The organism is Salinivibrio sp. AR640 (genome assembly GCF_001995405.1).
In the GTDB taxonomy this organism is placed as follows: domain Bacteria; phylum Pseudomonadota; class Gammaproteobacteria; order Enterobacterales; family Vibrionaceae; genus Salinivibrio; species Salinivibrio costicola.
In genome coordinates this window covers 12,918-39,420 of record NZ_MUFD01000011.1, presented here as the reverse complement: position 1 = coordinate 39,420, position 26,503 = coordinate 12,918, and the positions used below count along the sequence as shown (strand labels likewise).

General features: G+C 48.5%; 19 protein-coding genes and 1 pseudogene. 9 read left to right on the top strand and 11 right to left on the bottom strand.

Annotation, left to right across the window (positions count from 1 at the left end; translation table 11 throughout):
* Window positions 1-132 precede the first annotated feature (132 nt).
* The 3 genes from gltS to BZG75_RS07495 form a co-directional block, all read right to left on the bottom strand.
* Complete coding sequence (gene gltS / locus BZG75_RS07505; RefSeq protein WP_077461076.1) at window positions 133-1,359, bottom strand: sodium/glutamate symporter; 1,227 nt, start codon at window positions 1,357-1,359, stop codon at window positions 133-135.
* Between the two features lie 400 nt (window positions 1,360-1,759).
* Window positions 1,760-2,176, bottom strand: coding sequence for a CBS domain-containing protein (locus BZG75_RS07500; RefSeq protein WP_025744667.1), 417 nt, complete (start codon window positions 2,174-2,176; stop codon window positions 1,760-1,762).
* 137 nt (window positions 2,177-2,313) lie between these two features.
* Window positions 2,314-3,096: a DUF2927 domain-containing protein gene (locus BZG75_RS07495; protein ID WP_077576607.1), complete on the bottom strand. Its 783-nt coding sequence runs from the start codon at window positions 3,094-3,096 to the stop codon at window positions 2,314-2,316.
* A 184-nt stretch (window positions 3,097-3,280) separates the two neighbouring features.
* Here BZG75_RS07495 and BZG75_RS07490 point away from each other — a divergent pair, with 184 nt between their 5' ends.
* From BZG75_RS07490 to BZG75_RS07475, 4 genes are all read left to right on the top strand, one after another.
* Window positions 3,281-5,287, top strand: coding sequence for a M4 family metallopeptidase (locus BZG75_RS07490; RefSeq protein ID WP_077576606.1), 2,007 nt, complete (start codon window positions 3,281-3,283; stop codon window positions 5,285-5,287).
* A 198-nt stretch (window positions 5,288-5,485) separates the two neighbouring features.
* Window positions 5,486-7,285 carry a Na/Pi cotransporter family protein gene (locus tag BZG75_RS07485; protein ID WP_242413588.1) on the top strand — a complete coding sequence of 600 codons (1,800 nt, stop codon included), beginning with the start codon at window positions 5,486-5,488 and terminating at the stop codon, window positions 7,283-7,285.
* A 124-nt stretch (window positions 7,286-7,409) separates the two neighbouring features.
* The gene (locus BZG75_RS07480) at window positions 7,410-9,845 is read left to right on the top strand and encodes a M9 family metallopeptidase (RefSeq protein ID WP_077576605.1); all 2,436 of its coding nucleotides are present in this window, start codon (window positions 7,410-7,412) and stop codon (window positions 9,843-9,845) included.
* A 137-nt stretch (window positions 9,846-9,982) separates the two neighbouring features.
* Complete coding sequence (locus BZG75_RS07475) at window positions 9,983-10,540, top strand: sugar O-acetyltransferase (RefSeq protein WP_077461072.1); 558 nt, start codon at window positions 9,983-9,985, stop codon at window positions 10,538-10,540.
* A gap of 75 nt (window positions 10,541-10,615) precedes the next feature.
* Here BZG75_RS07475 and BZG75_RS07470 read toward each other — a convergent pair whose 3' ends face one another.
* Together BZG75_RS07470 and BZG75_RS07465 are read right to left on the bottom strand one after the other, a co-directional pair.
* The gene (locus tag BZG75_RS07470; RefSeq protein WP_077576604.1) at window positions 10,616-12,106 is read right to left on the bottom strand and encodes an aerolysin family beta-barrel pore-forming toxin; all 1,491 of its coding nucleotides are present in this window, start codon (window positions 12,104-12,106) and stop codon (window positions 10,616-10,618) included.
* A 337-nt stretch (window positions 12,107-12,443) separates the two neighbouring features.
* Window positions 12,444-13,226, bottom strand: coding sequence for a transcriptional regulator (locus BZG75_RS07465; protein ID WP_077576603.1), 783 nt, complete (start codon window positions 13,224-13,226; stop codon window positions 12,444-12,446).
* A 331-nt stretch (window positions 13,227-13,557) separates the two neighbouring features.
* Here BZG75_RS07465 and BZG75_RS07460 point away from each other — a divergent pair, with 331 nt between their 5' ends.
* The gene (locus BZG75_RS07460) at window positions 13,558-14,607 is read left to right on the top strand and encodes a hypothetical protein (protein ID WP_077576602.1); all 1,050 of its coding nucleotides are present in this window, start codon (window positions 13,558-13,560) and stop codon (window positions 14,605-14,607) included.
* 122 nt (window positions 14,608-14,729) lie between these two features.
* The gene (locus tag BZG75_RS07455) at window positions 14,730-15,785 is read left to right on the top strand and encodes a hypothetical protein (protein WP_077576601.1); all 1,056 of its coding nucleotides are present in this window, start codon (window positions 14,730-14,732) and stop codon (window positions 15,783-15,785) included.
* 28 nt (window positions 15,786-15,813) lie between these two features.
* On the opposite strand, the gene BZG75_RS07450 is transcribed toward BZG75_RS07455, so the two are convergent.
* Window positions 15,814-16,707: a LysR family transcriptional regulator gene (locus BZG75_RS07450; RefSeq protein ID WP_077486300.1), complete on the bottom strand. Its 894-nt coding sequence runs from the start codon at window positions 16,705-16,707 to the stop codon at window positions 15,814-15,816.
* A gap of 181 nt (window positions 16,708-16,888) precedes the next feature.
* On the opposite strand from BZG75_RS07450, the gene budA reads away from it, so the two are divergent.
* Genes budA through BZG75_RS07435 form a run of 3 tightly spaced genes read left to right on the top strand, consistent with a single transcriptional unit; the run spans window position 16,889 to window position 20,174 of the window.
* On the top strand, window positions 16,889-17,665 hold the full coding sequence (gene budA, locus BZG75_RS07445; protein ID WP_077461066.1) for an acetolactate decarboxylase: 777 nt from the start codon (window positions 16,889-16,891) through the stop codon (window positions 17,663-17,665).
* A 41-nt stretch (window positions 17,666-17,706) separates the two neighbouring features.
* Window positions 17,707-19,389 (top strand): acetolactate synthase AlsS, encoded by a 1,683-nt coding sequence (alsS, locus tag BZG75_RS07440; RefSeq protein ID WP_077576600.1) that lies wholly within the window; start codon window positions 17,707-17,709, stop codon window positions 19,387-19,389.
* A 26-nt stretch (window positions 19,390-19,415) separates the two neighbouring features.
* The gene (locus BZG75_RS07435) at window positions 19,416-20,174 is read left to right on the top strand and encodes an SDR family NAD(P)-dependent oxidoreductase (protein WP_077576599.1); all 759 of its coding nucleotides are present in this window, start codon (window positions 19,416-19,418) and stop codon (window positions 20,172-20,174) included.
* 78 nt (window positions 20,175-20,252) lie between these two features.
* Here the strand turns inward: BZG75_RS07435 and yqfB are convergent, their stop codons facing one another.
* The 5 genes and pseudogenes from yqfB to BZG75_RS07410 all read right to left on the bottom strand — a co-directional run bounded on the left by yqfB (window position 20,253) and on the right by BZG75_RS07410 (window position 26,482).
* Complete coding sequence (yqfB, locus tag BZG75_RS07430) at window positions 20,253-20,567, bottom strand: N(4)-acetylcytidine aminohydrolase (protein ID WP_077576598.1); 315 nt, start codon at window positions 20,565-20,567, stop codon at window positions 20,253-20,255.
* 93 nt (window positions 20,568-20,660) lie between these two features.
* Window positions 20,661-22,028: an anaerobic C4-dicarboxylate transporter DcuC gene (gene dcuC, locus BZG75_RS07425; RefSeq protein WP_021023954.1), complete on the bottom strand. Its 1,368-nt coding sequence runs from the start codon at window positions 22,026-22,028 to the stop codon at window positions 20,661-20,663.
* Between the two features lie 174 nt (window positions 22,029-22,202).
* Window positions 22,203-24,386 (bottom strand): annotated as a pseudogene (gene katG / locus BZG75_RS07420) (catalase/peroxidase HPI).
* Between the two features lie 194 nt (window positions 24,387-24,580).
* Entirely contained in the window at window positions 24,581-24,979 is a 399-nt protein-coding gene (locus BZG75_RS07415; RefSeq protein WP_021023952.1) for a VOC family protein, read from the bottom strand.
* Window positions 24,980-25,153: 174 nt separating this feature from the next.
* Window positions 25,154-26,482, bottom strand: a complete 1,329-nt coding sequence (locus tag BZG75_RS07410; RefSeq protein ID WP_077576597.1) for an anaerobic C4-dicarboxylate transporter — start codon at window positions 26,480-26,482, stop codon at window positions 25,154-25,156.
* Window positions 26,483-26,503: the final 21 nt, after the last annotated feature.

Here is a 26,503-nt window from a genome sequence, read left to right as displayed (position 1 = left end):
TGTTTATCATTTACGGACAGTATAAGGGTTGGAGCCCACTCCAGAGTCAAGGACGGATGTATCACTATAAAAACACCCAGCCGTTGAATGGCTGGGCGTTAATTTTAATTACCGCGACGTACCCGCAATGGGTTACTGAATCACAAAAATATATCCTTGCAGAATAATGAGATTCACGATGTCGATAAAGAACGCACCGACAATAGGAACGACCATAAAGGCTTGAGGCGCTGGCCCAAAGCGGTTAACGATCGAGCCCATGTTCATGACTGCCGTCGGTGTCGCCCCCAAGCCAAAACCACAGTGCCCACCAGCAATGACCGCACTGGTATAATCGCTTCCCATTAGCTTAAAGGTGACATAATAGCTAAACAACCCAATCACTACCGATTGAATCGCCAGAATAATCAGAAAGGGCACGGCTAAGTCGAGAATATTCCATAACTTCAGCGTCATTAAAGCCATCGCCAAGAATAGAGACAGAGAGACCGTCCCCACCATATCAACCGTTTCTGATTCAAGCTTGCGTAAATTAAACAGCTCTAACGTATTGGTGATGATCACACCCAAGAATAACGCATAAACAAAGTCAGGGATCATGAGCCACTGAATGTTGAACTGACTAACCCATTCAGATAAATGACTTGCACCTGTAATACACAATAACAAAATAAACAAGACTTCAATCACTTTTTTAGCAGTGACTTTATCTTCTTCATTTTCATTATATGTGACTAATTCAGGATATTTTTCGTGCGTTGTTGTCCCACGTCCATACTCAGATTCGAGTTGGTGTTTATTAATCAAACGCTGAGCAACAGGGCTACCAATAATCCCGCCAATAACGAGGCCGAGTGTGGCTGAGGCCATTGCGATCTCAAGCGTGCTTTGAATCCCATATTCATCGGTTAATATCTGTGCCCAGGCTGCGCCAGTACCATGGCCACCTGATAGCGTAATTGAACCGGCGACTAAGCCCATTAACGGATCAAGGCCTAGCAGCGAGGCAAAACTAACGCCAATCGCATTTTGAATGATAATATAGACAGACGCGATCGCTAAAAACCAGAAAACCTTTAGCCCACCTTTGACTAACTGTTTATAATTGGCTGCCAAGCCAACGGTGGCAAAAAACATTAGCATAAAGGTGTTTTTTAACGGTAGATCAAATTTAAAGTTTATACCGTTATAATGTAAAACTGAAATCACACAAGCAATGATTAACCCCCCAACAATAGGTTCGGGAATATTAAACTTACGTAATGCGGGAATTTTTGAATTAACGAAATGGCCTAGAAAAAGTACACCAATAGCAATCAAGAATGATTCTAGTGCACCAATTGAATTGAGTTGATACATATAACCTCTTTGTTTCTCTCACCTCGTCCTCCCTGATCGTCCAATTTAACCTTTTTTTCTACCTCATTTGATATTGTCGTAAAGTCAATGCTGGCCTCCACACCCACGATATTCCCGCATCCTGCTTATCGTATTCACTGCATGACAGGGGCTAACCTCTGTATCCGCACGGCAGGCCACCAGCTTGCCAATGGGCAGCACAATAGCAGAAAACCTTAAATCTGGCATCAAAAATCGCACGATCTATCACGATCATCGCTTTAGTTATTGAAATATCAATATTAAAAGGCAGGATAACAGCAGAGTATGCTGATTAAAAAATAGACGAAAAACGAGAGAGGGTGCTCAATCCAACCACCCTACTGACGGCTCAGTAGGGTGCGTGCGTATCGTACTGTGGTCACACAGGGTGGGTTAAACATTCGCCCATCTGCATCCCAATGGCGCGCAGGATGTCACGACGCGTGATGATCCCAACTAATTTACCTTCATCGACGACCGGATACAGTTTAGGTTTGGTCGGTGCCATCATTTCGGCCAGTTTAATGATACTGTCTTCTGATTCCACCGCTAACGCGTTGGGCGTCATGCAATCTGAGACGGTGTGTGAGTCTTGACAGTGGTAGCTGTCTCGTAACAACTGCTGCAACATATCTTGCTCGGATATAAAGCCCACCAAACGCTTATTAGCATCAATGACTGGTCCTCCCGTTTGCTGGCTACGAAGTAACTTTTCGAGCGCACTAGACAACGGCATGTCCTGCGAGAATGTAACCGGTCGTTTGTTCATATAATCTTTGACTGTAATCGACTCCATGTCGCCTCCCCAAATCGTTATGACATTATTAGTCCACCCTTTAAGTGTCGTCTAAGTTGGCGAAATGTCTAAATCACTTTCAACAATTTTTGTTATCGGGCAGACCAATCATCAACACGTTGGCATCTTCGGCCAGGCTACCATCCGAGTAACGGATAGAGTTTTCCGGTTTTTACTGCTCGATGGGCGTTATTAATGGTGCCATCTTGCGCCCACTTTGTGATCACGGGCCGAATAATTGCCTGGGTGGTTTCCCAGTTTTGCCCTGGTTTTACGGCATCGAGATATAACAGCTGCAACAGTAGGCTATCGAGTCCAGTCAGTAACTGCTGCGAGCTCTGATCGTTAAAAATAGACGGATAGACTCGGTTATCGTCATTGGGTAACCCCATGACTTGCGTCAACTCTTCCACCACGCACGCCACCAGCTTACCTTTTGATCGGGCGAGATCGACGGGGATCACCACCGCCGCATACTGAATTACCCCGTGTCTATCCACTTTAATGTTGGCAGCACATATCGCGTTCTCTAATGGCGAGACATCGTCCGTCGCAAACTGTTTGCGTGCATCGTCTAAAAAACGGGCATGATTAGTAAATACGATCGATAGATTGGCGCGTTCAGGCCTTTCGGTTGGGGTAAAGGCTACCCCAGTGATTGATTGCAAATGACTAAGATGGTACGCCACTAAATTATCATGTAGCTCACTGTTATTGATTGGATGGGCAATATGATACCGAATCGGCGCTTGCCACTTTCGGATGCCCTGCTCCCCTTCAATATATTCGCTTTTTATTGCTATTCGGTAAAAAGCGTCAAGGATATAAGCAGGCGATTGCCACGCCTGATCGCTCGCCTCGGCCGGAACGGTCCATAAACATCCTATCAACATCAAAGCCAGCCATCCTCGGCGATACACAGCATCACTCCTTTGTTTTCATTACGTTATCTAGCGTCGCTGCAAAAACGACAGAAAAATGGAAGCCAGGTACCATTTTTCTAGACAGATTTTGAACCGGATCGACACTATGACCCCAATCACATTTTACTCTAGCAATGGCTGTGGATAGTAACCAGGATCTTTCCTATCTAACGAGGATATTATGCGTAAAACGTTACTTGCCTTATTTATTCCACTTGCGTTGCCCGCTTATGCCGCCAATATTGTCGATGCGACCAGTATTGATTTGAGCGAAGCACTCGCACCTGAGCAATCTCGCAGTGCCATGGTGAATGGCTCTCCATTAAGTTACCAAGAGCAATCTCGCCTTAACATTGGTGGCCAATCTCTGGTTCGCAAACAACAACTTCATTACGGTATTCCTGTTTATGGTTACTCGGTGGTTGAGAACACATCGGCGCGCAATTTTGCGCCGGATGTAAAAGGCGAGGTCGTCACCGGTATTGAGTCTGATATTGGCAGCACGCTGCCGATGTTGAATCAGCAACAGGCTATTGCCATTGCACAGGGCGAATCTACCCCAAATGCGCGGCAATTTAAGCAACCAGATGCGAACACACAGTTGTTGATTTGGCTTGATGAGCAGCAAACTGCGCGCCTGGTGTATAAAGTCGACTATTTAGCCAGCGATAATGGCCATCCGTCACGCCCGATTAAAATTATCGATGCGAAATCCGGCACTGTTTTAGATAGCTGGGAAGGCATCGCTCACCTAGAAGCGAGTGGCCCAGGAGGGAACCAAAAAAGTGGTCGGTTTAACTTTGGTCCGAACACGCAGCTCGGTGGATTCCAGGTGAATAGTCGCTGCCAAATGGACAGCCCCGACGTGAAAACCATTAATATGAACAACCGTGAATGGGGCGGACAAGTTCATCAATTTAATTGCCCTCAAAATACCTATCGCCAAGTCAACGGCGCCTATGCCCCGATGAATGATGCGCAGTACTTTGGTCAGCAAGTTTTCAACATGTATCAAGATTGGTTAGGTGTTCGCCCTATTCGCCAGCAGCTCACAATGCGTGTTCACTATGGTCAAGGCTACGGTAATGCGTTTTGGGATGGTCGCCAGATGACATTTGGTGACGGAAATCGCAGCATGTACCCGCTTACCACTTGGGATGTGATTGCACACGAAGTCAGTCATGGTTTTACCGAGCAAAACTCTGGCTTAGAGTATCGCGGAATGTCTGGTGGCATGAATGAAGCCTTTTCAGATATCGCTGCCGCAGCGCTAGGCCAGTATGTATTCGGCGACTTTAACTGGAAAATGGGTGAAGATGTGATGAAGCATAGCGAAGCCATGCGTTATTTCATTAACCCCAGTAAAGACGGTCGCTCTATTGGTCACGTTGATCGTTACTATCAAGGCATTGATGTCCACTTAAGCTCGGGGATTTATAACAAAGCCTTTTATCATTTGGCCACCAGCGAACAGTGGAATATCAAAAAGGCCTTCCGCGCATTTGCCACCGCTAACCAACTTTACTGGCGTCCTAACGCGAGCTTCCAACAAGGCGCGAATGGGGTTTGCGAAGCAGCTAAAGACCTTAACTACCCTGCGGGGGCAGTGAGTCAGGCCTTTGCAGAAGTCGGTATCGAGATGCAAAACTGCCAAGGTGGCGGTGGCACACCGACACCAGAGCCTGAACCACAACCCGAGCCGCAGCTAAGACCGCTCACCTTAGAGCAGCCCGTGCAAATTCAAGGTACAGCGGGAAGCACACAGCAGTTTGTGGTTCAATCCGCACCACGCGGTACGGTTTGGCTACAAACCTATCGCGGCCAAGGCGATGTCGATTTATATGCCGCTGTCGGTCGCCCGGCAAGCGCGAATGATCATGACTGTCGTTCAACCAATTCGGGCAACGATGAGTATTGTGGCTTTAGCCAAGTTCAAGGCCAAGACATTTATGTCACGGTAACCAGTAATGGTAACTACACCACGAATGTCTTAGCCCGGGTTGATGACCGCGGTGTAGAAAAAAATCGCTGCGCCAATATGCCTAGCTGGAGTCAATACAATTATTACTCGGCCGGCGTACAGGTTCAGTATCAAGGACACTTTTTCCAAGCCTCACAAAACAATTGGGGCATTGATCCTATGTCCAACCAATGGGTTTGGCGCTACCAAGGTCGTTGCCAAGGCTAGTTTCCATGGCGGCTGGCATCATGCCAGCCGCTTCATTTGTCTGTTACTGATCATGCGCCCTATCCCTTGCCAGTGAAGCGATGACGTATTGTGATCCCCGCGCGATTCTCGCCGATAATGGTACCTATCTCTCGCATTACTGATTTATTACATCTATGTTAATGATTATTGGTAACAATTAAGTTATGGATGGATTGGATGCAAAAAAAGGTATTTCCCACAATCGGACGCTGGCATCACCTCGCGCTGCTCCTTCTCCTCATCCCTACCGCTGTCTGGGCCGCTGAGGCCAACACATCGTCGATTCATTACCCGACCATGCTCATGGGGCTGCTCGGAGGTCTTGCTCTGTTTTTATACGGCATGGATAAGATGTCCAATGCGCTTAAAAATGCCGCAGGGAGTCGGCTCAAATCCTTGTTAGCGCGACTAACGACTAACCGGGTGGCTGGTGTATTCACAGGAGCCGGTGTGACCGCAACCATCCAGTCTTCCTCTGTCACCACAGTGCTATTAATTGGCTTTATTTCTGCAGGTTTGATGTCGCTGACACAAGCAACAGGCGTGATCATGGGGGCCAATATTGGCACCACGGTAACGGCCCAGATTGTGGCCTTTAAAATCACCCAAGCCGCGTATCTGATGGTCGCTATTGGCTTTTTTATTCAATTTACCGCCAAGGCCGATAAAACCAAGCAATACGGCAAGATGCTGTTTGGCTTAGGTCTTATCTTTACGGGCATGAATATGATGAGTGAGGCGATGTCACCCCTGCGCGGCTATCAGCCATTTATTGATGCCATGGCCCAAATGCGAAACCCCTTCCTCGCTATCTTGCTTGCAGCCTTGTTTACTGCATTAGTACAATCCTCGTCGGCCACCACCGGGATTGTGATCGTATTAGCGGGACAAGGCTTTATTTCGTTGGAAAGTGGGATCGCACTTGCCATGGGGGCTAACGTCGGGACGTGCGTCACCGCATTATTGGCCGCCATCGGCAAATCTCGCGAAGCCAAGCAAACCGCCAGTGTTCATATTCTCTTTAACATTATTGGCGTATTCATTTGGTTGCCAATGATCAGCACGCTCAGTGATTGGAGTGTCGCGCTTTCGCCGATTCACCCTGATTTAACCGGCGTTGAACGATTAGGAGCTGAGCTCCCGCGCCAAATCGCGAATGCGAATACGTTATTTAACGTCGTGAATACGCTTATTATGCTGCCATTCGTGGGAGGATTTGTTTGGCTGGCGAAAAAAATCATACCAAAAACGCCTAAACCAACGATCAGCGAACGGCCGATTGTCGCACCGAAATACTTGTCGAAAGAACTATTGATGACGCCAGACATTGCCATGGACCAGGCACAGCTTGAGATAGGTCGCGTTGGGCGTAGAGTTTGTAACATGATGAATGCCCTACCGCCTCTAACCTCAAAACTGGCCACGCAGCAAGAACAAAGCGCTGCCGTGGAGGCGCTGGGGAAAATAGAGACTCTAGAGCAACAAGTAGATATTCTACATGGGCATATTTTGTTTTACTTAGGACGACTGCGTAAAGAGCCACTTTCACAGGTACAAAGTGATCGTCAAATCATGCTGATCAGTGTGACCGACCAACTCGAAAGCATTGCTGATCTGATTGAAGACACCTTAGTTCCCATCATGGATAAATCACTTCATGCGGAGATTAGCATCAGCCCTGAAATGCAATCTACGCTTGATGAAATCCAAGATAAGGTGACGCATGCGTTACTTGATAGCGTGAATGCGATTCGACGTGGGGATACGCAACGGGCTAAGCGGGTACTAAACACCAAACGTACCCTTAACGCGCTATTGGATAAAGTACTGGCTCATCAAGCAGAGCGTTTGGTCGAGCATAACCCCAATCGTCTTCAACTGTTTAGTATTGAAATGGAGTGGACCGAATCGCTGAAGCGCGTCTATACCGTGACCAAACGTATTGCCAAGTTGCACCTGCGTGAAAAAGAAACGTAATGATGAACAAGTAGCTGATAAGACAAACAAAGTGGAACTAAGCCCTAATATTTGGGCTTAATTCGCCAAAAATATCGAGAAAATCGTTATAAAAGCTCCGCCCAAATTAAACTAGGAGCTTGAAATGTCTTATGAATTTCCTTCCCGTCCCAAGCCTCTTTCGGCACTTATCGCGCTTGCCGCGCTAAGTAGCACCAGTGCATGGGCTAGCGAGTCATGCGAGGTCGCCGATTTAGCAGCCAGTGCTAGCCCTATCCAAGTGATTGCGAATGCAGATCGCAGCTGCTTTACAAGCTGGTACGATACCCAATCAAGCCGTTATGATTCCGTTTACCAAGAAGCCTTTGTCCGCAAAGTCGCTCAGCGACTAGAGCAAACCGTCACGCAATATCAAGGTCAAGCAACGCAAGCACGCCAAATCGCCAACCTCACTGAATATATTCGCGCAGCTTATTACGTCCGCTTTTATGGTGACACAGACCAAGCTGATTATTCTGATAAGCTTGATAAAGCATTGGCGCATACCATCGTCCAGTTTCTACAATCCCCTTTTGCAACCGAAGATGGCCGTGCGCAAACCGATGCATTACATGGCCTGACGTTGATGGCCGATAGCATTAAGCAATTACCACAAACCTTTAACCAACAACTGCGACTGCTGGAAAACCTGAATCAAGCGCGCTTACAAGAGCGTGGCTATGTCAACGCGCTGAACAATCTATTTGTCGCCATGGCAGGTCATCAATCGCGTCAAGCCTTCTACGATGTGCTTGCAGCTGACTTGTCTTTGATCGATCGTCTCTACCAGTTTGTCATTGATAATCCTCAGTTATCACAAACTGAAAACGGTGCTTTATTGGTGTCGAATACGGTCCGCGAGATGGGCCGATTACTCATGGCACCTCAGCCAAGTATCCGTGCACGGGTTCTGACCCACTACCGTGATCTTCTGCCTCGTTTTCCTCTGGGTGGCGCCAACGATGCCGTTTGGGTCGGACTGGTTGAAATGGTCGATGCGTTTGCCCCAGATAAAATGAAGGAGTTAGGCCTCATCGATGCCAAATCGACGTTAGCCACCAAAATCGTTCCCTATCGTTATCAATGTGATGGTCCTGCCGTGATCCGCTCACAAAGCATGACACAAGCGCAGTCTCAACAAGCCTGTGAAAGCCTGCATCAAAAAGAAAACGCATTTCATCAAACCGTTCGCTCCGGTTATCAAGCGGTGGCTGATGATCTAAACGACAGTGTTGAAGTGGTGGTATTTGATAACCCGTCGGACTACAAAACCTATTCATCGTTCTTGTTTGGTAACTCGACCGATAACGGCGGCCAGTACTTAGAGGGCGACCCAGCAAGCCCTGACAACCAAGCTCGCTTTATTGCCTACCGCAATGACGAGGGTAAGTCGCTCTCCATTTGGAACCTCGAACACGAGTACGTTCATTATCTTGATGGCCGTTTTAACATGTACGGCGACTTCAACGACGTGCTGCGTCATGGTCATACCGTGTGGTGGCTGGAAGGCTTTGCTGAATACATGGCTCATGGCGATGACTATGCCGAAGCAATTCACTTGGGCAAAGAAGGCGGTTATTCACTCAGTGACGTGTTTGCTACCACCTACCAACATGATGTTAATCGTGTGTATCGTTGGGGGTATTTGGCCGTACGCTTCTTATTTGAAAAGCACCCAGAAGCGGTAGATGCGTTGCTCGCAGCCGGGCGAACTGGACAATTTGAACAATGGGCAAGCTTAGCCAAAGAGTATGGTGAACAATATGGCCCCGCATTTTCGCAATGGCTGACGACGCTGGATAGTTCAGAGGGCGGCGAGCCTCCTCGTCCAGATCCAGATCCTGAACCTGAGCACCCAGACGTTACAACCCTGTCCCTGGGACAAACCGTCACCATTAGCGGGCAGGCATACAGTGAACATCTCTATCAGATCGACCTGAACCGTGCCGCCACTGCGCTTACCTTTAGCATCGCGGGCCAAGGCAATGCTGATCTCTACGTCGCTAAAGACCGCCAGGCGCACTATTATGACTTTGACACCACCGAGTGGAACCAAACCAGTAATGAAACCGTGACCCTGAACGATGTGGAGCCAGGCCGGTATACCTTAAGTGTCACCGGACGCGGAGACTTTACCGATGTCACTGTCGCGGTAAATGCGGAAGGCCAAGTCGATCCCGAGCCAACGCCAGAGCCACAGCCTGAAACACCGGCTGGCACCGATGACTTGCGCCCGGCTCAGCTTAAGGTCGCAAGTCCCAATAGCATCAGCGTCTATCAACGCCGTTACCTGTATGCCGACGTGCCTGAAGGCGCAACCAAAGCGCAAGTGTGGGTCATGGCAGACGGTGATACAGGTGATTTGAACGTGTTTGCGGCTGAAGAGTATTGGCCAACGCAAGCGCAAAATCAGGCAGCCTCTGAAAGACCCGGCAGCAATCAATACATTGAGATCGACTTACGCAACCAGCAACATTTGTACTTGCTACTCGCTGGCGACGGCAGCCGGAGCCAAACCGATGTTCGTGTTTACTTTCAATAGCAACTAAGTAACTAAGTAACTAAGTAACTAAGTAACTAAGTAACGATAATATTATCAAGCGCTACCCCAGGTGGCGCTTTTTTACGTCACCTAGAACTGCAACATCCGTCGTTTTGGGGTTGATAAGGAGATAAATAATGACCGAATGGGAAAAGATGTGCCAAGGACTTGTGTTTGATGACAGCGATGGATCCATTGATATCAGGCGAGACCATGCCACACGAACCTTATTAGCATTCAATCAAAGCCTAGATACGACGACAAGAAAGCAACTGCTTACCACGTTATTACGTACCATCGGCGAAGGTTCGGTCATTCAACCTCCGTTCCATTGTGAGTTTGGCGAGACCATTGAGGTTGGCAGCAACACCTTAATCAACATGAATGTCACTATGCTGGATGGTGCACCGATCACGATTGGCAACCATGTGCTGATTGGCCCCAATACGCAGTTCTACACCCCTACCCACTCCCTCGACTATCAAAGCCGCCGCGCATGGGAGACATGGTGCCAACCCATTGTGGTAGAAGACGATGTGTGGATTGGCGGTAATGTGGTGATCTGTCAAGGGGTCACTATCGGGGCGCGCAGCGTCATCGCCGCCAATGCGGTGGTTAAACACGACGTGCCACCTGACAGTCTTTACGGCGGCACCCCTGCACGTTTCCTAAAGGCACTTAATGGCAATAGATAGAAAAATGAATCTGGCTAATCAATTAAGGCCGCACCTTTGGGAGCGACCTCTTTACTGACAGCTTGGTCTTCCTGCTTACTTCACAGGTTTGATGGTCAATTCGGCATTGTCGAAACCGAGGCTCGCAAGTTCATCGGAGTCAAAGTTAGAAATCAATTCTACCCCATTCGCTTCGCCCGTCGTGGTCATTGGCGAAATAGATCGCTTGACGCGAGCGGAAGCCGCTTTGCCAATCGGCTTCGCTTGGCCAAGCTCTATAGTCCCTGCATACTGGGATTCCGCATAAAAATCACCCGACACGTAGGAATAGAACGGACGTAAGCTTTTTCCTGTTGCCCACTGCATGCTTTCTATGCCATACTTTTCAACCGCCCAGCTCCAGTCACACCATTTCACTTCGCCAGGAATGTAGCGGTGATGCCATTGATATGCGATATCTGCAGACGGCTCACTACTACGTCCCATCGTAAAGGTGTGGTGTACTGTAGGACGATTTTCAGGGTGCGAGTGCCATGCGTTACCGCTCCAGCGCAAGAAGCCGTCAAAAGTCACGTCATAACTAATATCGGCGCCAAAGCGATACGGATAAGAAATGCTCGACCGATAAAGCTCGACGCGAATAGGTATCTCGGAGTTCGCCGGAACAAATGGACGTGCTTGTAACGTCACCTGCTCACTGCTCGAGCCACCATTGCTATTGGCAAAGCTTTGATTCGCCTCAAATGAAATAGTGAGCTTGGTATCGCCAACCAATGGCCATTTAAATTCGTTTTCTGTTTGTACTTTTTGCGCAAAACCATAGGTGTTGGTTTTCGACCAATTAGTGGCCTTATCGACTTTGAGATCAACGACCACTTGTTGAGGCTCGTCGAGGTTGTTGCGGGCGACAGCAGAAATCGTTTTGACTAACTGTTTATCGGACTCAACCACATCACCATGCCAGAAATCACTGTCATTTAAGGTATAAGCAAAGTTATCCACTTTGATGGTGGTTTTATCACCACAGCGGTAGCCATCACACCCGCCATCATTATTGCCCCGAATCAACCATTGATCACCGGAACGCCAAACGTTCATATCTTCACCGACGTAATCACTGTGATTACCACCTACCCATGCGTAACCCAGGTAATGCGCGAGATAGCTCAGCGGTTTGACAAATTCACTGCGATTATTGACCAGTGAATATTGGACATCGAGCTCAGTCCCTTCTGGTACGCTTTGAGCGGCGTAATCCGGAATATCGCCCTTATCATTGATGGGATAACACCATGTATCTTTCGTTTGACCGTAGTGTTTGATTTCACCGTTATAGCCGCTACCCATGATCGCCCAATCGCCTTCGAGCCCAGCGATTTGCCATTTCCCCATGCGATCGTTCAAAAAGTGGCGGTGGGTACTCGCCTCGTCTGCCGTTAAGGGCCGATAGTTGGCCCGGCATTGGTCATCGCCTAAGGTATCAAGCACAATTTGGTCAGGATAGACTCTCGCCTGTGCAACTCCCGCACTGACGAGCACTGCGATGGTGGAGAGAGTCAAGGTTGTTGTACGTGAGATTGTCGCCATTTGACGTCTTCCTTTTGTTAGGTGTTATTAGAGTCTGCCAGCTATTCGAAAGCTGACCTTTTTGACCTTTCCATAGCCAACAATAAAAACAAAATGAAAAACGATGATTTAAATTCCCCTTATAGTTCATTACTTTAGGTTAAATTCATATTTATTCTCATAAAGTAAAACGTGATATTTATTCAGAACTAAAAATCACGCAAAACATAGCAAAAAATATATATTAGAGTTAAGGCTCTATTATTTGATTAAGGGTATCTATGAGAGGGATCTAAATAATAAGATGTCGCAAAACACACTCGAAAAGGCTCATAAAAATAAAGCAAATACTCTATTTTTATTCCTCAGCAAGAAATTGCTCAAGTTTACTAGTGGCATGCTTGATATTGAAAGGCGAATAGCGGATAAACACACTACGGTTGGTCTTTCTTGATACAAAAACCATCGTTGCTATCTTGTGCCTGTTTTCTACATATACAAGGCAATCACATTGACTGTGGCTCAAAAACTGCTCAATCGGAAAGTCAAGCCGTGTTTCTTGAGGGTAAAAAACATAAAGGCTACCGACACGTTTCTGTGTCAGCCCGCCTCGCTGAACCACATCACTCCAACGCCAGCCATTGATTTTTCCTACCACAAACACGCTGCTCGCCACACAGGCAAATAACATCAACGCCATCATGACACACTGGCGTATCGGTTTACTCGATACTGCCTTATTGTCAGCATCATGCCTCGATTCAGCAGCAGAGAGACCCGTTACCGCATTCGTCGTGACGGGGGCTACCTTAGTTTGCTCTACGGTTGTTAGTGACTCGCCGACAGTCTTGGTTTCTACCATGCCAGCGACCATGCGATAGCCTTGCTTCGGCACGGTGATCACTAAGGTCGGGTCTGCGCTAATCGTCATTAAGCTTCGTCTTAGCGCACTGATCGATTTGGCTAACGATGTTTGACCAATGTATTCATTTCCCCACGCATAACAAATCAAGGTTTGCTTACACACGGTCTCAGGCGCATGCAACAACAGGCATTCCAGTACCAAGGCTTCTCGGAAGCCAAGTCGAGTAGATTTGTGGTCTTGATGGAGTTTCCTAGCAACGGCATCGAAGTAAATCATAGGCTTTTTCTTTTGATTATAAAAAACTCAATAATTCATTGCGATAGTAAACGTTTTAATTAGAAACAAGATCACACTTTACATAAAAGTGAGATCCAATCTATTAATAGAAAAAATAATAACCACACTAAAAACAAGCCATTAAATGAATAAAAACGATAATAAACAGCCCAAAAGTGTCTATTCTCTATACAAAACAGACAAATAAATCAGACAAATATTTTTCAATAATGTCAAATTACTGATTAATGAAAAAATTATCATTGTGGCACTTATTGTACAATCCGCTATATAATACTGAGTGTTTACTCAAAACAAGTTGGCTACAACAATGAAAAATATATATCGCGCATTACTCATGCTGGCGGCCATATTTTCCGCTTCAGCCTTCGCCGCAATCGGCCCCTATAAGGTGGTACTGATTCACGGTTTTCAGCCTGATCAACTACAAAGCCGCCCCGATCACGATCAAGTCGTGCAAGATGGCGCTAACTATTGGCAAGATTACTGGCTGCAGTACGCCGATGCACGTATAGATTGGCCGGCCAATGAGCGTATTGAAGGAAAAATCGCCTCAGATTACCTTTGGCCTGCGCTAAAAACCCTTTCAGAGCAAGAAACCTGTTTGTCCGGCTGCCTTTTAGTCACCCACTCTACCGGCGATTTGGTTGCACGCTACCTGTTAGATAATCAAGAAAATTGGCTGATTAACGCAGGTCTTGAGCCGCTCAATATTGTAGGGACTTTCGATTTTGCCGGTGCCGGTGGTGGTGTCGAAATGGCAGACATTGCTGTCAATGTGGCACAGGGAGGCGGTTGGCTTAATCACACAATGAAAAAAGCGGTATCGCTTTGGATGGGTCAGTTACCGAACAAAGACAATATTGGCGTTCTGAACGATTTAAAAGTCGCCAACGCACGCCAATTATCGAACTGGCCTGACAACCGTGTCCCTCGTATTCGCTTTGTTGGCAATGGCTCTGACTTCTTGGGGGCGACATCTCCCTTTATTCCAGGCAGTGATGACGGTGTGGTTGCCGCGCATTCTGCATGTGGCGCTGCCGATGTCGATGCATTTGATAGCTGTTCGACCGCGATTGAGTTCGATGGCAAGTTAGATTATGTCCATAAAGGAGTGAGACGCTTTATCCCCATGCACTACCCGTTGCTAATGGGGAATAAATACAGCCACCTCACGATCTTTAAGTCAGCGCATCGAGGTAAAGTTACCGCCACCGATCCAGAGCTCAAGCTTGGCGATCAATCACGCATCTCAGTTGAAACCTTTGATAAGGATGGTTGGTTTGGCAAAAAATATCGATATGTCCGTGATTCGGACCGTGACACATTGTCAGAGATCGTGTACGCCCTACCGCAATAAGCACAACACACTGTGACAAAATCGGCAAAGCTGCTTTTTTATGGTGAGGAAGCAGCTTGTCGGATTTCTTCACTTTTCTCACTCATGATAGTTTGTTCGTTACACGTTAATTAGGGGTTGCAATGACAAGACTGATCCTGGCAGTCACTCTGATAAGTGCTATCGGCATTACCGGCTATTTGTGGCTTGATACACCAGAACCAGCGTCTATGGCGCTGGCGACCAACACGATAGTGCGTACCAACGAACAGAGTGCGTCATCATCGAGCCAAACAACAGACGAAGAGGTCACAACGTTCGCACAACAAACCCAACTCACTGAGCCAGATATTGTACCGGTTAGCATGCGAAACTCGCTTAGCTACATTGCATCGGATTATGCAGAAAAAATCCAACATCCGCCTTATTCAATGCCCATCGCCTCGCCGCAAAGCCCTTATTTGCACTGGAATCGGCATATCAGTACACCCGTTCCTATACTTGATGGCACCGAGAAAGCAGCGCTCAAATTAAGTCAATACCGCTATTTTTATCCCAAGCCGATCCAAGCGTCATTGGTTGCCTCTTTACCTGTTAATCAAACCGTCTTAGAGATTATTGATGTCAGGACCAACCAGGTGATTGAGACAAAGACCGTGTCGGGAGACACATGGCAGATTGAGCCAGACGAAAGCTGGCCGATGGAGTTACGTCTCAAGGCGATCCTAGACTTTGATTCTGGGCATGATGTGCTCACTGCCGATTTTAGGCTATATCAGCCGATTGCCCAGTTAGCGCAAATAAACCCCGTCTTTGGTCGTGATGCCGATATGATTATCCCTTTACAACTTAATGTCGATAAGGGCGGAATCTATCGTTTTCGCGCCAATCTGTTCACCCAAAACGACGAACCCGTTGCGTTTCTCACCACCAAAAAACGGCTTCAGGAAGGCGATCACACTGTTGAATTAAAAGCGTTTAAGCAAACGTTACTCGGCTTCGATAAGCAGTGGCAGCTAAAAAATATCGTGATTGAACGCATGTCAGGCTCCCCCGGCGAGCGAGCACAATTTGGTATCACTCCGAAAGACACCTATTCATTGGGCGTCTTTGACATTGACCAATTGTCGGACACACCCTATCAAATGTCCGAGCAAGAGCGTATGCAACTCGAATTTTTACAACACGCCGCACGTTAGCGTTGAACGCGATGACGATCTGGGTGGCTTACTGAGCATTCGCCCATTCGCGTGCCGTTGCAATACAGCGACGCACCACTTGGGCAGTATTCGTGCGTTGCCAAGCCAGCACCACTTGGCTACTCAAAGGCATCTGTACCAGCGACAGCACAGACACGTGGTCGCTCAACTGGGTGGTTAGCGAAGCGGGAACCAAGGCCACGCCAAAACCCGCGGATACCATTGCGGTTGCGGAATGGAGTTGTGGCGCAAGCGATGCAGAAGATGGTGTCAATCCTGCGCTTTTTAATGCATCAGATAACGCATCATGGAGCCCAGGCCCGATATCACGAGGGAAGAGAATGATCGGATCATTGCCGAGCTGTGACAACGTCACGCTGTGACATGTCGCGAGAGGATGGTCAGCCGCGACAACCAGTTTAAAGGGATCATCAAATAAGGCGGTATGCGCCACATGTTCACTGGCATAACAAGGCAAACGTAAGAAAGCTAAATCCACCTCTTGTTGACGAAGTGTCTCCACTAATGATGGCATGGGCTGCTCGACCGGCTGAAAATCAATATCGGGATGATGTTCTTGTAACCCTCGCACCAGCGCTAACACTTGTTGGCTGACGACCGTCGAGCTGGCAAAACCGAGGCGTATTTGATTACGTTCTCCGCGGGCAACCTGCTTTGTGCGCTGCACGGCTTGATCTAACTGACTGAGAATTTTTACCGCATCTTGATAAAGCACCGCTCCTGCTGGTGTCAACGACACACCTCGCGGTAGGCGCTCTAATAAGGGCACACCTATCTCTTGTTCTAGCTTTTTAATTTGCTGGCTCAGTGGCGGCTGAGCAATACCCAGTTTCTCAGCCGCGCGCGTAAAGTGCTGACACTCGGCCACTGTGACGAAATACCGTAAATACCTAAACTCCATCGTCATGCCTTAATGCTGCGCATTATCAACTTTGTTGGATTCAATATCTTACCACGTTTTCCATGTGCCATATCTTTTAGATATCAAAACCAACGTTATTTGTATTGGTGTCTCCTTCTTCAACCTCGCATCATCAAGATTCGGTTTTAACCTAACTGACTTCGGTTTATAAGGACGCTTTATGAGCACCCAAACCTGCCACTGTGCAGAACATGTCGCCGCCGCCTATCTCAAGCATCACCAACAAACAGGAGAAGGTGAGATTTATCAAACCTCATTGATGAGTGCCTTGATTGATGGCGTGTATGAGGGCGAGACCACCATGGCCGACCTGCTCGAGCATGGCGACTTTGGCCTAGGGACCTTTAACCAATTGGACGGTGAACTCATCGCCTTTGATCAGACGATTTTTCAACTACGCGGCGATGGTTCGGCAAGGCGCGCGGATCCTGAGCAAAAAACACCATTCGCCGTTATGACCTTTTTCAAACCAGACATTACACAACGGTTTGATCATCCCATGTCGCGCCAAGAGCTGCACGACGTAATCGACACACTGGTACCAAGTGACAATCTGTTCTGTGCCGTTCGAATTGATGGTGCCTTCGAGCATGTGCGTACGCGCACCGTGCCCAAGCAAACACCGCCATACAAGCCCATGCTCGAGGCCATCGATGCCCAACCAGAATTTCGTTTTGATCATGTGAATGGCGTGATTGCTGGTTTCCGTAGCCCGCAATATACCCAGGGCATCAATGTCGCAGGCTATCACGAGCACTTTATCACTGACACTCGCGCAGGCGGCGGCCATGTCCAAGACTACGAGTTGGCATGCGGCACCTTGCAAATCGGCCGCGTCTCCAAGTTGGTGATTGACCTCCCCACCAATGCGGAATTTTTGGGCGCGAACTTAACACCAGACAATATTCACGCCGCTATCGAACAAGCAGAAAAATAATATCACCTCCCATAGGGAGCTAACCTCACGAGGAGCCCAACATGACAACAACAACGCATTGGGACACAGGCGCACAACTGGTCGCAACCCACTTAGAACGCCAAGGCGTCGAGTATATTTTTGGTATACCTGGCGCAAAAATTGATCGCCTCTTTGATGCGATTGAAGATACCAATATCAAAATGATCCCGGTCCGCCATGAGGCGAATGGCGCCTTTATGGCCGGTGTTATTGGCCGCTTAACCGGTAAAGCGGGCGTCACCATGGCAACGTCCGGCCCGGGCTGCACGAACCTGGTGACTGGACTGGCGACTGCTAATTCTGAAGGCGATCCTGTGGTTGCTTTAGGTGGGGCGGTGAAACGTGCCGATCAACAAAAACAAACCCACCAAAGCCTAGATACCGTCAGCATTTTCAATTCGGTTACCAAATACAGTGCCGAAGTCCAAGCCGGTTCAGCGACCTCTGAAATCCTTGCCAACGCTTTTCGTGCAGCGGAAAGCGGTCGCCCGGGTGCCGCGTTTGTCAGTTTACCTATGGATATTCTTAACCAACCGGTCGACAGTGGCGTGCTTGCGCCTTCATTTCCGGCACCATTAGGGATGGCTGATACGCGCGCTATCCGCGAAGCGGCCAACAAAATCAAAGCGGCGCATAATCCGGTATTCTTACTGGGGTTACAAGCCAGCCGTCCTGAAAATGCCGCAGCCATTCGCGCCCTACTCAATCGTACCCAGCTTCCCGTCATCGGGACCTACCAAGCCGCTGGTACCGTCGACATCACCTACTATCAGCGCTTTGCGGGTCGGGTCGGCTTATTTAATAATCAGCCCGGTGATCTCTTGTTAGCGAACGCTGATCTGATCGTCACCATTGGTTTTGGCCCAATTGAATATGATCCAGAGCTTTGGAACACGCAACACACCGATATTATCCATATCGATGTGGCACCAGCAGAAATTGAGCACTATTACCGCCCTAGCGTGGAGCTCGTTGGCCAGATTGAGCCCACCCTTAATGCGCTCACCGAACAACTCGACCATCAATGGCTGATGCCCGCATCAACAGTTGATTTACTTGAAGAAGTGGCCCACCAGCGCCAAGCTATTCGAGCATACAGTCGTTCACACCAAGATTTTGCCATGCATCCACTGCATTTGATTAAAGCCATGCAGGATGTGATCACGCCAGACACCACCTTGTGCTTAGACATGGGCAGCTTCCATATTTGGATTGCGCGCTATCTTAATTGCTTCCGCTCTCGGCAATTATTGGTCTCTAATGGCCAACAAACCATGGGCGTCGCCTTGCCGTGGGGAATTGGCGCGAGCTTGCTCAACCCCGACCGCAAAGTGGTATCCGTGTCCGGAGACGGTGGATTTATGCAATCGAGTATGGAGCTAGAAACGGCAGTGCGTCTCAAGTGTAACTTGCTGCACATCATCTGGGTCGATAACGCCTATAACATGGTGGAAATGCAGGAAGTTAAAAAGTACCAACGTTATTCAGGGGTGAAATTTGGTCCGATTGATTTTAAAGCCTATGCCGAATCCTTTGGCGCCAAGGGCTATGCGGTCACACGACAAGAAGATTTAGTCACCCAACTTAAACAAGCCATAGATACCCAAGGCCCAGCTGTTATCGCCATTCCCGTGGACTACAGCGACAACTTTAAGCTGATGGCCCCCCGAGAAGCCGGCAGCATGGATCCGGTATTTGCTTAATTCAATAGACAAAAACGGAGAACACAATGAAAGGTATTAACCAAAAAGTGGCGTTAATTACTGGCGCAGCCAACGGTATTGGTGCAGCGATTACCGACCGCCTCTATCAAGAAGGTGCAAAGGTTGCGATTGCAGACTGGAACAAGACAGCTCTAGATGACACAGCAGCAAAATACGATGCTGATCGCGTCTTGAAACTCTCTGTCGATGTGTCAGATCCAAAAGCAGTAGAAGCAATGATACAAGACGTTGTTAACCACTTCGGGCAACTTAATATACTGATAAATAACGCAGGCGTGCATACTCCTGGCTCTGTTATTGACGGCACTCTAGCCGATTGGGAAAAAGTGTCTGGTGTTGATATTGATGGCGTAGTCTTTTGCGCAAAATATGCAATGCCTGAATTGATTAAAACAAAAGGCTCTATGGTAAACACGGCCTCCGTATCGGGTTTAGGCGGTGATTGGGGCGCTGCTTTTTACTGTGCTGCAAAAGGCGCTGTCGCGAATCTAACGCGTGCCATGGCACTGGACCACGGTTTACAAGGAGTACGTGTCAATGCGGTCTGTCCAAGCTTGGTTAAAACCAACATGACCAATGGCTGGCCTGACTCAGTTCGAGAAAAGTTTAATGAGCGTATCGCTCTGGGACGCCCAGCAGAACCAGAGGAAGTTGCCTCTGCCGTGGCATTTCTAGTCAGTGACGATGCGTCGTTTATCTCTGGTGTCAATTTGCCCGTAGACGGTGGTGCAACAGCATCAGACGGCCAACCCAAAATTGTTTAATCAACCACTCATAGTAGTCAAACGCCCGTATTATCGGGCGTTTTTTATAGGCGAGCCGCTCAGTAAAATAGCGGGTGTTTAAGCAAGGTGAAAATCAATCACAAACAACGGGGGACGCGCTGGGTAGATTTGCAAAATCAGCGCCTTCAGCTCGGTAAGCGACATCCCCTCTTGTTCAGCATGACGGGCATTAATGTCCTCGAACGCTAGCGGAGCAACGCTGTCGATCACAATGTCACATACATAATGATCAGTTTCTAGCTGATATACCGCGACGCGCGAACCGGGTTGATAGTGACTTTCAGATTCATCGCGAATGGTGATGGTTTTAACACCGGCGGCCACCATGGGCGTCAAGGTGGAGAAAAAGGTGATTTTGGTCGGGGCAATCATGTTGTTTTCTTCCAAAACTGTGTTCGTCTATAGTGCAATACAATTAAAAAAGCCCGCGAGCACCTGCACGCGGGCTTTTTATGTCTTGCGACGTTACGCCATCATCGGCACCAGCACAAGTGTGCCAATAATCACGGTAATTAACCCGCACAATACCGGCACCGAGGTGCGCTTAACCACCTCAAACGGGCTGAGTTTTGCCATCCCAGATGTCGCCACAATCACTCCAGACACCGGCGATATGGTTCGGCCTAAGTTAGAGGCTTGCAGCATAGGGATAATCAAAAATGCCGGATTGAGACCCATTTTCGCTGCCAAAGACGGTGCTAATTCAACAAACGCATAGAAAGGTGCATTTCCAGAGCCAGTGGCAACAGCGGCTGCGACGGTGAGTAAAGTAAGCAGCATCATCAATGCAATACCCCCTGCCCCAGCGCTTTCTGCTAAGCCGAGTAAGTTGTCAATCGCACCAATTGACATAAGGCCTTGTGCAAATACCCCTGCAGCGACTAACAGCATCACCACGCCTTTAAAGGCATCCGCCATCCCTTCATAACACGCATCCAGATCTTCTAACGTTTTGCGACCATTAAAACGTTTGGTGGCGAAGTCGACGAGCGCACCTAAAAAGATAGAGAGCACCACAATGGTGTAGATATCTAGATAGAGGCCCGGAATGGTTTCACCGTTAAATAAAAACACCCCAATGATAGGCAGAAAAGGTAAGGCGGCGTAATAACCTGGCGCGTGAGTTTCTATCTCGGAGACGTCCACACGCTCCATCGGCGTGTTTTCTTTGTTATCTAGGTATTTATTCCAAAAGTACGCCGCGGCGGCCATCACAATAATCGCACAAATAGAGACCGGCAATACGGTTTCGACCGCAAACACGTGGAGCGGTAAGCCTGCTTTTTCCGCTGCAATCACCACATCTCCCGAGGTGGGTGAAAGTATAATCGCTGCAGGAGACGCGCACACTGCAGTCGCGGCGGGACGAGAAATGCCCATCGCAGTCATCATCGGGAATAAGGTAGCCATTAAAAGCACACCTAAGCCAGTTGCAGAGCTGACCGCCAGTGACATCAAACAAGCGACAATGTAGGCTGCAACCAACAACACATAGGGCGACTTGATCACCGACAACGGCTTAGAGAACTGCTTCACCACCACGTTGTTGGCACCAATATGCGACATATAGGCCGCAAAACCACACAGCAACATTATTTGCATCCCGAGGCCGCCACCACGGTATTGCAGCATGTATTTCACATATTCCAGCGAATCAGTAAAAAGATTGCCCGTCGACGTTAATTTAGCCGGCAGAACACTGTGCCCTAATATCCCTGTGATGATCAGTAATATAATCCCTGCAGTCAGCAAAGTGCTTGCAGGACGATAACCTTTGACAATGAAGTAACCCACAGCCACGGTTACAACTAGCCCAATGAGAAGTTCTAGCATAATTCACTCCGCCAGATGGTAAAGATAAAAGAATTGGATGGAATTTACTCAGCTCACTGTACTAAAACCCTGCCTGTAGCACGACAACAACCAAGCCCTGACTTGATTTAAGACAAATAAAAAGCCGCCTATCAATGAAAGGCGGCTTGGTGATCACAATTTGTAACGATTAAATCATTGCTTAGCGACCAGATCAAAACGATCAGCGTTCATCACCTTCACCCACGCTGCAACAAAATCGTGCACAAACTTGGTTTGGTTATCATCTTGCGCGTAGAACTCTGCATAGGCGCGTAAAATGGCGTTAGAGCCAAACACTAAGTCGACGCGGCTCGCCGTCCACTTCACTGCCCCCGAATTACGCTCAATGATCTCATAGCGGTTACGGCCGACAGGTTTCCACTGATACGCCATGTCCGTCAGGTTGACGAAAAAGTCATGACTCAGCTCACCGACCCGATCGGTAAATACGCCTTCCGGGGCACTACCATAGTTGGTGCCAAGCACACGCATACCACCCAGTAGTACTGTCATTTCAGGTGCGGTGAGTCCCATCAATTGGGCGCGATCAAGCAAGAGCTCTTCGGGCTGAACGTTGTAATCTTTTTTCAGCCAATTACGGAACCCATCTGCGACCGGCTCTAGTACTTCAAATGAATCCACATCAGTGTGCTCAAGCGTGGCATCACCACGGCCCGGCGCAAACGGTACGTCGACGACCACACCAGCCGCTTTTGCTGCTTCTTCAATGCCTTGGTTTCCTGCCAGCACGATGGTGTCAGCGAGACTAATCTGGTGTTTCTGAGCAATATTACTCAGCACGTTGACTACCTTCGCCAGACGCTCCGGCTCGTTCCCCTGCCAGTCTTTTTGCGGTGCTAGACGAATCCGCGCGCCGTTCGCCCCACCCCGCTTATCGGATTGGCGATAAGTCCGTGCGCTATCCCATGCGGTGGTCACTTTCTCTGCCAGCGTCAGGTCACTATTGGCAATATCTGCTTTTACCGCTGCCACGTCATAATCGGTACGTCCTGCAGGCACGGGATCTTGCCAAATCAAATCCTCACTCGGCACATCTGGGCCGATGTAACGTGACTTGGGCCCCATATCACGGTGCGTTAATTTAAACCAGGCTTTGGCAAAGACGTCTGCCAGGTAGTCAGGGTCTTGATAAAAGCGTTCAGAGATTTTGCGATAGGCCGGGTCCATTTTGAGTGCCATATCGGCATCGGTCATGATGGGGTTACGACGAATCGAGGGGTCTTCAACATCAACAGGTTTATCTTCTTCTTTGATGTCGATAGGCTCCCACTGCCAGGCACCCGCAGGGCTTTTCTTCAATTCCCACTCGTAGTTAAACAGGAGATAAAAGTAGCCGTTATCCCATTGCGTGGGATGGGTAGTCCAAGCCCCTTCAATGCCACTGGTGACCGTATCACGTCCAATGCCGCGCGCTTGGTGGTTGTTCCAGCCTAAGCCTTGCTCATCAACATCAGCCGCTTCAGGCTCAGGTCCTAATACGCTCGCATCGCCATTACCGTGACATTTACCCACGGTATGGCCACCGGCAGTTAGCGCGACGGTTTCTTCATCGTTCATCGCCATGCGCTCAAACGTGACACGCATATCATGGGCAGTTTTGAGCGGATCTGGGTTGCCATCTACCCCTTCAGGGTTAACATAAATCAGCCCCATCATCACTGCGGCAAGTGGATTTTCGAGATCGCGTGCGCCAGAGTAACGGCTGTTCTCTGCATCACTTGGGGCCAACCATTCTTTTTCTGCGCCCCAATAAGTATCCTTCTCTGGATGCTAAATATCTTCACGCCCAAACGCAAACCCATAGGTTTTTAGCCCCATCGATTCATACGCCAGCGTGCCCGCGAGCAAGATCAAATCTGCCCAACTAATTTTGTTGCCGTATTTTTTCTTAATCGGCCATAGAAGGCGACGGGCCTTATCGAGGTTGGCGTTATCCGGCCATGAGTTCAAAGGTGCAAAACGCTGGTTACCTGTTGCGCCGCCACCGCGACCGTCAGCAATGCGATAGCTCCCTGCCGAGTGCCATGCCATGCGGATCATCAATCCGCCGTAATGTCCCCAATCTGCAGGCCACCAAGACTGACTGTCGGTAAGTAGCGACTTAACGTCATTTTTAAGTGCGTCAATATCGAGTGTTTTTAGGGCTGACGGGTAATCAAAATCGTTATCAAACGGCGTTGATTTTGTGTCGTGCTGATGAAGAATGTCGAGGTTAAGTGCATTGGGCCACCAGGTTTTGTGTGCCATCTCTTCCGATGTTGCGCCACCATGCATCACGGGGCATTGACCGCCCGACGTTGAGCGTTGCTGAGACATTGCTTTCTCCTTATGTTTTATCCATCAGTGCGAACGCTAAAACACCTGACTAGGCCGCACTGACGCTATCATTAGTTATTGCTAACTAAACATGAGTAACGTTAATAGACAATCACACAAAGTGCTAATCTGTTATGCCAATAATGTTAATAGCCAATAACTTATGAGCTTATGAGAGACGCGCTAACTCACATTCACCATGCCCATTCGCGATTTTGAAGCACCACACGATAACCATCCAGATCTTCAAAAGTGCAGCCGTCTTTATCCCAATAACTGTTATAACTTGAAACCGGTGTAAATCCGGCCGCTTCGATTTTTTTGCACGCGGCTTGCCATGCCGAGTGATCCGGCAAATAAAAAACCAATAAATTCTCTTGTGAGGGGGCTGGTCCAACATGGGTGCCGCGGTGGTGGGTAAACTCAAGGTGATAATTGTGATGCGGATGACCAATAATGGCACCATCAAAGTCATTGTGGCCGGAGAAGGTCCCGAGCAACTCAAAACCTAATCCTTCACAATACATATTCGTAATATCGGCTAAGTTATCAGTTGGCCGCGCAACCCGCATCACGGTATGTTTATCAATCATTATGTTGGCTCCTTTGGCTTAAAACGCCCGACTACTTGGCCAGGCGTTGCAAACAGATGCGGCGCATGTTGATGATGCATGTCACCAATTTGTACATTCAGGCAAAATTTACATCCAAGCCCTCAACCGAGGTACGCCCCACCTGCACCCTTGTTCTTCGTATCCTTTTGCGTATTAGGCGATAAAAATCTGCCCCAACACGTAACCGAACGCACAGGCGCTCACCACACCAATTAAACCAACCGCCATGAATGAATGGTTGAAGTACCATTTACCGATTTTGGTGGTGCCAGATGCATCGAAATTCACGGTCGCAATATCAGAAGGATAGTTGGGGATAAAGAAGTACCCATACACCGCCGGCATAATACCGATAAGCAGTGCAGGGTCGAGCCCTAACCCAAGACCTACCGGCAACATCATCCGTGCGGTTGCGGCTTGCGAATTAACAACTACTGACACGATAAACAAGGCCAGAGCAAAAGACCATGGATACTGAGTGACCATATCCACAATTCCAGACTTAAACTGCGGCATCGCGTATTGGAAGTAAGTATCTGACATCCAGGCAATCCCAAAAATGGCAATGGCCGCTACCATCCCAGATTTAAACACCACGCCACTGGGCACGTTGCGCGGATCGGTTTGTGTCGCCAGTAGGATGATGCCGCCAAAGCAGAGCATCATCATTTGAATGACGACTGACATGCTGATGGCCTTACTCTCCCCTGCCACTGTGCGAATTTCTGGCCACATAGCGATAATCACAATGGTAACGATGGCACTAATGAACAATAACACCGCATTGCGCGCGGAACGGGGTAATACCTCATCTAACGAGGTCGCGGTGGTATTTTCGATACGCTCACGCCATTTCGGGTCTTGTAAGCGCGCTTGGTAATCCGGATCGTCATCCAGCTCTTTGCCGCGGCGCAAGCTGTACAGAGACATCAGCAAGGTACCAAACAAGGTGGCGGGTACGGTGACCAACAAAATCGAGACTAGCGTGATGTTATGCTGAATGTCGGCAAGCTGCGCCAAGTAATACACCACCGCGGCAGAGATCGGTGAGGCGGTAATCGCGATTTGAGAGGCAACGGATGCTGCGGCCATGGGGCGCTCCGGGCGGATACCATTTTTTAGCGCGACATCACCGATAATCGGCATAATGGAATACACCGCGTGACCGGTACCAAGCATAAAGGTCATGGCATAGGTGACAAACGGCGCAATCAAAGTGACGCGTTTTGGATTTTTACGCAATAATCGCTCTGCCACTTGCAGCATATACTTAAGGCCTCCTGCCGCTTCCAAGATAGAGGCACAGGTGACGACAGCAAGAATAATCAGCATCACGGTTACGGGCGGTGACGTTGGCGGCATCTGGAAGATAAACACTTCTATGACCAAGCCGATTCCCGAGACCACGCCCAGCCCAATGCCCCCGTATCGGGAGCCGATATACAGCATTAGCAGTAAGAACAAGAACTCTAAATACAACATACCTTCACCTCTCTACCCGAT

Excerpts from the sequence above, each read along its gene's own strand:
- BZG75_RS07490 (WP_077576606.1), top strand. The coding sequence starts at position 3,281 with ATGCGTAAAACGTTACTTGCCTTATTTATTCCACTTGCGTTGCCCGCT.
- BZG75_RS07415 (WP_021023952.1), bottom strand. The coding sequence starts at position 24,979 with ATGATTGATAAACATACCGTGATGCGGGTTGCGCGGCCAACTGATAAC.
- BZG75_RS07435 (WP_077576599.1), top strand. The coding sequence starts at position 19,416 with ATGAAAGGTATTAACCAAAAAGTGGCGTTAATTACTGGCGCAGCCAAC.
- BZG75_RS07450 (WP_077486300.1), bottom strand. The coding sequence starts at position 16,707 with ATGGAGTTTAGGTATTTACGGTATTTCGTCACAGTGGCCGAGTGTCAG.
- alsS (WP_077576600.1), top strand. The coding sequence starts at position 17,707 with ATGACAACAACAACGCATTGGGACACAGGCGCACAACTGGTCGCAACC.
- BZG75_RS07460 (WP_077576602.1), top strand. The coding sequence starts at position 13,558 with ATGAAAAATATATATCGCGCATTACTCATGCTGGCGGCCATATTTTCC.
- yqfB (WP_077576598.1), bottom strand. The coding sequence starts at position 20,567 with ATGATTGCCCCGACCAAAATCACCTTTTTCTCCACCTTGACGCCCATG.
- dcuC (WP_021023954.1), bottom strand. The coding sequence starts at position 22,028 with ATGCTAGAACTTCTCATTGGGCTAGTTGTAACCGTGGCTGTGGGTTAC.
- gltS (WP_077461076.1), bottom strand. The coding sequence starts at position 1,359 with ATGTATCAACTCAATTCAATTGGTGCACTAGAATCATTCTTGATTGCT.
- BZG75_RS07480 (WP_077576605.1), top strand. The coding sequence starts at position 7,410 with ATGTCTTATGAATTTCCTTCCCGTCCCAAGCCTCTTTCGGCACTTATC.
- BZG75_RS07470 (WP_077576604.1), bottom strand. The coding sequence starts at position 12,106 with ATGGCGACAATCTCACGTACAACAACCTTGACTCTCTCCACCATCGCA.
- BZG75_RS07500 (WP_025744667.1), bottom strand. The coding sequence starts at position 2,176 with ATGGAGTCGATTACAGTCAAAGATTATATGAACAAACGACCGGTTACA.
- BZG75_RS07485 (WP_242413588.1), top strand. The coding sequence starts at position 5,486 with ATGCAAAAAAAGGTATTTCCCACAATCGGACGCTGGCATCACCTCGCG.
- BZG75_RS07410 (WP_077576597.1), bottom strand. The coding sequence starts at position 26,482 with ATGTTGTATTTAGAGTTCTTGTTCTTACTGCTAATGCTGTATATCGGC.
- BZG75_RS07475 (WP_077461072.1), top strand. The coding sequence starts at position 9,983 with ATGACCGAATGGGAAAAGATGTGCCAAGGACTTGTGTTTGATGACAGC.
- BZG75_RS07465 (WP_077576603.1), bottom strand. The coding sequence starts at position 13,226 with ATGATTTACTTCGATGCCGTTGCTAGGAAACTCCATCAAGACCACAAA.
- budA (WP_077461066.1), top strand. The coding sequence starts at position 16,889 with ATGAGCACCCAAACCTGCCACTGTGCAGAACATGTCGCCGCCGCCTAT.
- BZG75_RS07455 (WP_077576601.1), top strand. The coding sequence starts at position 14,730 with ATGACAAGACTGATCCTGGCAGTCACTCTGATAAGTGCTATCGGCATT.